Raw genomic sequence first — 7,691 nt, 5'->3', positions numbered from 1 at the left:
TCCACCGCACCGCCGGCACCGACACCCACCACCACACCGACGCCCACGAACGCCTGGCCGAACTCGAAGACTGAGGGGGCGGGTCAGCGGAGCCAGCGGCGTCGCGACTCGACCGCCTGCTGCCACGTGGCGTTGTGCCACGTCAGCAGCAATCGCTGCCGCGTCCCGCGCGGCGCGCGTGCAGCACGAACGACGAAGCGGTTCCCGGATCGGTCGAGCTCGGTGGCCAAGTCGGTCGGCGCGTCGTCGCCCGGGTGCCAGGCCTGCCAGCGCAGCACGATGTCAGCGGGATCGCCGTCGCCGTGGACGGTGACCTCGGCGATGCGTCCGCGCACCCGGGCCGTCACCTGGCGCAGGTGCACCCGTGACGCCTTGCGGCGAAGTGCTTCGCGCGCCACCTCTGCCCAGTCGGCGAGGAAGCCCTCGTGGCCGTGGGCGATGGCCCCCGCGCGGGCGCGGGGTCGCATCGCCTCGAGGCGTTCGCGGTCAGCCAGCAGCTCGAGGGTGGCATGGGCGAGCCGCGCCGCGTCCCCGGCGGGCACCAGGATCCCGTCCACTCCCGAGTTGATCTGCTCGGCCGGACCGTACGGCACGTCGAACGCCAGCACCGGGCACTCGCGCATCCGCGCCTCGAGGATGAACAGGCCGTAGCCCTCGAACCGGCTGGTCAACCACGCGAGGTCGGCCTCCCAGAGCCGTTCGGCCGCGTCGGACACGTGTCCGTGGAAGACGACGCGGTCGGCGACACCGCGCTCGCGGGCTCGGGCACGCAGGCGCTCCTCCTCGTCGCCGTCGCCGTAGATCTCGAGGGTCGCAGTCGGATGGCGCGGTGCCACGAGCGCGAAAGCATCGATGGCGCGGTCGAGCTGCTTCTGCGGGTGCAGACGGGCGATCACGACGATGCGGCCGGGCACTCGAACAGGAGCCGGGCTCGGCACGTCCACCGCCTCCACCGGGTTGGCGACGACGTGGAGCTGGGGAAGGTCTCCGAACCGCAGTCTCAGGTCGCGACGCTGCCGCTCGGTCAAGGTGTTGAGGGCGTCCAGGCGGTCCAGGTGCTCCAGCGACGAGGCGTACGACGGCTCGAATGCGGAGTCCCAGCGGCGCTCACCGCGCAGGTGGGGGTTGTGCATCTGGTGCATCAGCACGATCCGAGGATCGTCGAGCAGGCCCAGCTCCTCCGCGACGTACCGGCTGTCGCTGACCAGGAACACAGGTCCGTCGGCAGGCACCAGCTGTCGCGTCCACCACCGCCACAGGTCGCCGAGCCCGTCCCCGGCCATGACGGTGCGCCCGTCGTGGTCGAGCACCCGGGTGTCGCCCTCCATCACGTCCGCGGGGGTGAACGCGTAGGTGCTGCCGTCGGGACGCAGGTACTCCCAGGTCGTCTCGGTGCCGTCCGCGTCCAGGTGTCGCACGCGCCAGACGTACCCGTCCTCGACGTCCTCGATGATGTCGTGCACCTCGAGCGCCGACTCGTAGGCGCTCCCCGTCGACGGGGGAAGGGCCGTCGCCGGGTCGGTGATCTCCGGCAGCGCCGACAGGTCGCGCTCGCGCAGGTCCTCGTGCAGGTTGACCATCCGGCTGTCCGGGACCAGGAGCCCCTCGGCGAGCAGCCCCGCGCGGATCGGCTCGTACGACGGCACCGGGTTGTAGGTGACGATCGGCAGGTCGACGCCCGCGGCGAGGAAGAGCCGATGGCGCAGCAGCACCATGCGGGTCTGACCACCGGCGCCCAACCGCACGTTCCCGACGACCGAGAACCAGGTGCCGCTGGGGAACCTCGCGTCCGGCGCGCCCGGGGCAGCAGCAGATGGCGACACGCGGCGAGCGTATAGCATCGACGCCGTCCGGGATGTTCGGCGAAGGTGTGGGTGACATGGGCAGGCTGCGGTCGCTCGCGCGGCGCGTGCGGGACCTCGCAACGGGTCCGGCGACGCCCACCGACGAGTTCGTGCGCGCCTTCGCGCCGCTCGTGCGCAAGCTGCCGAAGGACGTCGACGGCTCCACCGAGGCGCGGCTGCGCGAGCTGCTGCCCCAGATGCTCGACGGGGTCGACCGCACCGAGCTCGTGCACCGGCTGCCGTCGTGGGCCAAGGTCGCCCTGCACCACCTCGAGAGGGACGACCTCGACGCCCTGCACGCGGCGATCAACCGGCTGCTGCTGGACGTGCGCCACCACCGTGCGGGCCTGCACGAGGGTGAGCCCGTCGTGCACCTGCCCGGCTGGGACGATCCGTCCATTCCCCGCGAAGCCTTCGTGCTGGCGGACTCCGAGACGCGGTTCTCCGGCGAGGTGGTCCGGTCGCGCGTCGACGGCGACCGCTTCGAGGCCGTCATCCGCGCCGGGTTCGCCCACATCGATGCCGACGGCGCGGTTCCCGACCTGACCGTGCTGACGCCCGGGGTCACCGCCACCTGGGTCGGCGAGACGTCGGGACACCGGGGTGGGCCGGCCCAGTGGCGCGAGACCTACGATCGCAGCACCTGGTCGATCGACCTGCCCCTGGCGCGGCTGGGTCCCGAGCAGGCCGTCGAGATCGAGCTCGAGGTCAGCCTCGCGGGGCGTACGGTCACCGGACGCCTCGACCTGGAGGCGCCCGCCGACCCGATCGGCCCCGCCGTCGACGCGATCTCGCTCGAGCGCGGCACGGTCGTCGTCCGGGGCCGAGGCCTGACGAGCGCCCCGTCGCTGCAGTCGGCCGCCGTCACCCTCGCCGCGACGGAGTTCGCCCAGCTCGGCTCCAGCTTCCGGGCGGTCTTCCCCGGCACTGTCGACCGCTGGGGACGCGGTGAGCACCCCCTGCCCGGCGGCGACTACGTCGTGGTGGATGACGGGCGTCCCGTCCCCCTCGCCGCCGAGATCGTCGGGTGGCCTGTGGACGTGGCCGACGGTTCCCTCGTGGGCCACACGACCGAGGTGGGCCTGCGCCTCATCAAGCCCCGCCGTCCCGACGAGAACACGATGTACGGTCAGCGCGACCTGCGCGAGGCCTACGCCGCACTCGAGACGGCCGTCGACCCGCGCGCCGTCCTGTTGCAGTGCTACTGGGCCGAGGTCGCGACCGACAGCCAGGCGGCGATCCACCGCGAGCTGCGGCGACGCGATCCGGGCCTGCGCCTCTACTGGGGGACCGTCGACCACTCGGTGCCGCTGCCCGAGGGAGCGAAGCGGCTCATCGCGGGCAGTCGCGAGTGGTACGCCGCCCTCGCCGGCTCCAGGTACATCGTGAAGAACACCGAGGTCGGCTCCTACACGCGGCTGCGCCCGGGACAGGTCTATCTGCAGACGTTCCACGGTCAGCCGTTCAAGCAGATGGGCCGCGCCGACTTCGCTCGGCGGATGGCGCCGTGGCGAGCCGAGTACGAGGCGACCGAGCGCCGGTCGGCATTCTGGAGCGTCGTCTCACTGCCCTACCCGGAGGCAGCCCAGTTCTACCGCGACGCCTACGACTGGGACGGGCCCGCTTTCGACCGAGGGCTCCCGCGGACCGACGGGCTGCTGGCCGACGACGCGGACGAGGTCCGGTGGGCGACCCGCCGCCGGCTCGGCATCCGTGACGACCAGACCGTCGTCCTGCACGCCACGACGTGGCGCGAGGACCTGTCCCGGGGGGACAACACCTCGGCCGACCCGGGCCTGCTCGACGTGCGCGCGCTGGCCCGGGACCTGGGCGACGACGTCGTCGTGCTGCAGCGCAGCCACCACTCGGTCGCCCGCTCGGACCAGCGCCACGGCAGCGGGGGAGGGGTCGTCGACGTCACGGACCATCCCGAGATCAACGATCTGGTGCTGGCGTCCGACGTCGCGATCCTGGACTACTCGTCGCTGCGGTTCGACTACGCGATCACGGGCAAGCCGATGATCTTCTTCGTGCCCGACCTCGACCGGTACGAGCAGGAGCTGCGCGGGTTCCTGTTCGACTTCGCCGGGTCGGCACCCGGCCCGATCGTGAGGGACGCCGCTGAGCTGCCGGGCCTCGTGCGTGACCTCTCGTGGGCGGCCGAGCGCGCCGAGGAGTACCTCGCGTTCAACGAGCGCTTCAACCGCTTCCACGACGGTCGAGCCGCCCAGCGGGTCGTCGACGGACTGATGGACTGGGACGCGTGAGGCTGCTCCGCAGGTCCGCCCCCGAGCCGGTGCTGAGCGTGATCGTGCCGGTCTACAACGTCCAGGAGTACCTGGCGCAGTGCCTGGACTCGATCCTGGCCGCGTCCGACGCGCCGCTCGAGGTGATCGTCGTGGATGACGGCTCGCCCGACCGCAGCGAGAGGATCGCGCGCAGGTACGCCCGACGCGACCCGCGTGTGAAGGTCGTGACGCGCCCGAACGGCGGCCTGAGCGCCGCGAGGATGACGGGTATCGAACACGCCACCGCGCCGTACCTGACCTTCGTCGACTCCGACGATCGCATCTGCGTCGAGTCGGTCGTGCTCGCGGTCGAGACCCTGGAGCGGACGGGGTCGGACTACGCACTGTTGCCGTACGCGCAGTTCCGGGACGCAGGTGGCTCCGAGCCCTCGCCACCGTGGGTCGCCGACCTCTACGCCAACGACGAGCGCGTACGCACCGTCGTCGCGCACGAGCATCCCGAGCTGCTGGCGCAGGCGACCGCCTGGTCGAAGGTCTACCGGCGCTCGTTCTGGGGCCGCGCGCAGCTCGGCTTCCGCGAGGGTGTCCTCTACGAGGACCAGGAGGTCACGGCGCGTGCCTTCGCCGCCGCCCACCACGTCGACCTGGTGAGCTCGTTCGCATACTCCTGGCGCATCCGTCCCGGCTCGATCACCCGGGAGGCCACGGAACGGTCGATCGGCGCCTTCTTCGAGGCGATCGCACTCAGCCTCGATGCTCTGACCGCGGTCCCCGGCGCCCGCGCTGCCCGTGCGTCCCAGGTGCTGTCGAACGACGTGCCGCGGTACCTGCGGACCCTCACGAAGGTGACCGACGAGGGCTACCGCGAGCGTCTGTTCCGTGGCGCGCTCGATCTGCTGGGCGAGCCGGATCTCCAGCTGGCGCAGGCGCCCGCCGAGGCGCGCGTCGTCTACGCCCTGCTGCGGGCCGGGCGTGCCCCGGACGTCCAGGTCTTCGTGGAGCGCGGCGGGTTCGACCTGCCCTCGCTGCGCTCGGACGAGGTCGACGGGCAGCCGGCCCTGGTCTTCCCGTTCGCCGGTGATCCCGACGTGCCGGACGACGCGCGCGTCCTGTCCGAGCGCCAGACGCCCCTGGACGCGACCGTACTTCGCGCGCGACTGGACGAAGACGGCCTGCGGCTCACGGTGGCGGCCTGGCTGCGCCATGTGGACGGCGGGCAGCCCACCTGCCGCGCGTGGCTGCGCGACATCACGGGCTGGGAGCGCGAGTTCACCGTCACGCCCGCGGAGGAGTTCATCGGGCACCGAGTCCGCACGACCCGGCGCAGCAACGAGGACAGCGTCTGGGACCTGTCGCTCGTGTTACCCGATCTGGACGACGTGGACAATTCCCAGCTCATCGTCGAGGTCACTCACCGTGGCCGCGCCCGCCGTGAGCGGGTGACCCGCATCGATCCGATGGGATCGGCTGCTGTCCCCCAAGGTTTCGGGAACCTCGTGCTGCCGCACGAGGAACCGTGGGAGCTCGACTGGGGCGAGGCGAAGCCCTGGAAGGGCGACCTGGTGGATCCTGATCAGGTGCAGATCCCGGCTGACGTGGGCGAGCACGAGGTCCACGGTCTCGTCGACCAGTCCTTGGCGCTGCAGCTGCCGTGGGACTTCGAGCTGGCCGACCGCCGGGGGTACCTGGCCTTGGCCGGACCGCGACGGTTGAAGGTCGTGGTGCAGCCGGCGGTCCCGCGCGAGCAGCTGACCTTCTGGTGGCAGCGCGACCACGGCTGAGCCCGTCCCGCCCGCGCCCGCGCACTTTTGGTCGCGGATCCACCCCGCTCGGACCCGCGCGCGTGGATGCGTTGCCAAAAGTGGAGGAGGGAGAGCCGTCCGCTCGGGCCGAGGAAGCCGATCACGGATAGGTTGACCGCGTGGACCTCGTGCGCAGGATGATGCAGCGGCTGCGCCGTCACGGCGACGGCGACGCGCCGTCCCCGCACGCCCTGGCCAAGCGGGTGCGCACGGCGTTCCGGCTCGACGACGACGGGTGGCGTCAGCTCGTCGCCGAGGCCTCGGCGGGTGCCGCCGGGTGGGACCACGGCGACTGGTGGGACCTCCCGGTCCGGGACCGGGTCGCGCTCCACGCCGCCGCGGTCGACGACCGCGAGACCGTCGATCGCCTCGCCGAGTCCCGCACCGTTCACGGACCCTCGTTCCTGGTCGCGCGCGGGACGCACCGCATCGATCTGGGCGAGCCGGTCGATGCACCCGACTGGCTCTTCGAAGCGCAGGAGCACGACCTGGTCGCGCGGGTGGTGATCGAGGTCGCCGGGTCCTCGCCGGTGTACGTCGCCGGCACGTCGTTCGTCTCGGGCCTGGCGTTCGACCCCGAGTTCGACACCGTGCGACTCGTCGCGGTCACGGCCAACGGTGCCCTGGTCCCCGAGGTCACGATGCGGCCGGACCCCGCTGCCGACACCGAGAGCGGCGAGCGCTGGGCCGACCAGACCCACGCCTCGTGGTGGGCCCGGATCGACGCCGACCGCCGCGAGCCGATCACGTTGACCGTCACCGTCGAGTCCGACGGCGTCGTCCGCACGAGCGAGATCACGGTTCCGGCGCTGGACGAGTCGACCGCTACTGTCGCGGTCCGGCCGACCGAGGCCGGCGTCGAGCTGCTGGCCGAGGGCATCGACGTGCGCGTCGCCTCGTTCACCGAGGAGTGGTCCGGCGGGCCCGCGCCCCTCGTCCTGGACGCCCTCGCCCACCGGTTCGGCACGATCGCCACGATCCCCGCCGCGCGGTACGCCGTCACGTCGGGCGTGCCGTTGGACCTCGCCGATCCCGAGGTGCTGACCCGGCCGCTCGCGGAGCGCGCGATCGACCTCGTCGACCTGCTGGTGACGCTGCGGGGCTGGTCGCCGGGAGAGTCCGACGTGTCCCTGGTCGTCCGCAACCCGATCCCCGTCGAGCAGCGAGGCCGCCGCCGCCAGCGCCGGCTCCTCGACGAGGTCCGTGAACAGGCGGGTCCATTGCGCGAGCGAGCCGTCGTCATGTGCTTCGGCGGCAGCGGTGCCGGGGACAGCGTGGCGCCCGTGGCGCGCCGGCTGGTCGACCGCGGGATCCCCGTCGACTGGTGCGTCACCGACCACTCCGTCGCGGTGCCCGAGGGCATGCGACCCGTCCTGCTGCACTCGCGCGAGTGGCACGAGGCCTTCGTCCACGCGCGCTACCTCGTCAACAATGCCGAGTTCCCGCACTACGTCCGCTTCCGTGAGGGCCAGCGATACCTGCAGACGTGGCACGGCACCCCACTCAAGCGGATCGCCCGCGACGTCGCCCGCCCGCGGTTCTCGGCCGGCTACACCGCCGCGATGGCCCGCGAGGTCGCCGCGTGGGAGGTGCTGCTCGCCCAGAACGCGTTCGCCGGCGAGGTCCTCCCGCGGGCGTTCGGCTTCGAGGGGCGCACCGTGATCGAGGGCTACCCCCGCAACGACGCCCTGGCGACGGACGACGGCCGGCTGCGCGAGCGCACCCGGGAGGCGCTCGGCCTGGGGGACGAGCTCGTCGTGCTCTACGCGCCCACGTGGCGCGACGCCGCGCGCGAT

At 72.4% G+C, this 7,691-nt stretch carries 4 protein-coding genes; 3 read left to right on the top strand and 1 reads right to left on the bottom strand.

All coding sequences use genetic code 11. The annotated features are described in order from the left end of the window. Nucleotides 1-83: 83 nt before the first annotated feature. A complete protein-coding gene (locus RT323_RS15235; protein ID WP_313409963.1) occupies nt 84-1,823 on the bottom strand; it encodes a glycosyltransferase in 1,740 nt (579 codons plus the stop codon). Nucleotides 1,824-1,879: 56 nt separating this feature from the next. Here RT323_RS15235 and RT323_RS15230 point away from each other — a divergent pair, with 56 nt between their 5' ends. The 3 genes from RT323_RS15230 to RT323_RS15220 all read left to right on the top strand — a co-directional run. Continuing rightward, nucleotides 1,880-4,111: a CDP-glycerol glycerophosphotransferase family protein gene (locus tag RT323_RS15230; protein ID WP_313409961.1), complete on the top strand. Its 2,232-nt coding sequence runs from the start codon at nt 1,880-1,882 to the stop codon at nt 4,109-4,111. Continuing rightward, complete coding sequence (locus RT323_RS15225; RefSeq protein ID WP_313409959.1) at nt 4,108-5,874, top strand: glycosyltransferase; 1,767 nt, start codon at nt 4,108-4,110, stop codon at nt 5,872-5,874. The genes RT323_RS15230 and RT323_RS15225 overlap by 4 nt, the downstream gene beginning before the upstream one ends. 140 nt (nt 5,875-6,014) lie before the next feature. Then, the coding region (locus tag RT323_RS15220; RefSeq protein ID WP_313409957.1) for a CDP-glycerol glycerophosphotransferase family protein at nt 6,015-7,691 on the top strand (1,677 nt) is incomplete at its 3' end.

The organism is Aeromicrobium sp. (assembly GCF_032084975.1).
GTDB lineage: Bacteria > Actinomycetota > Actinomycetes > Propionibacteriales > Nocardioidaceae > Aeromicrobium.
This window is presented reverse-complemented; position numbering and strand designations above follow the sequence as displayed.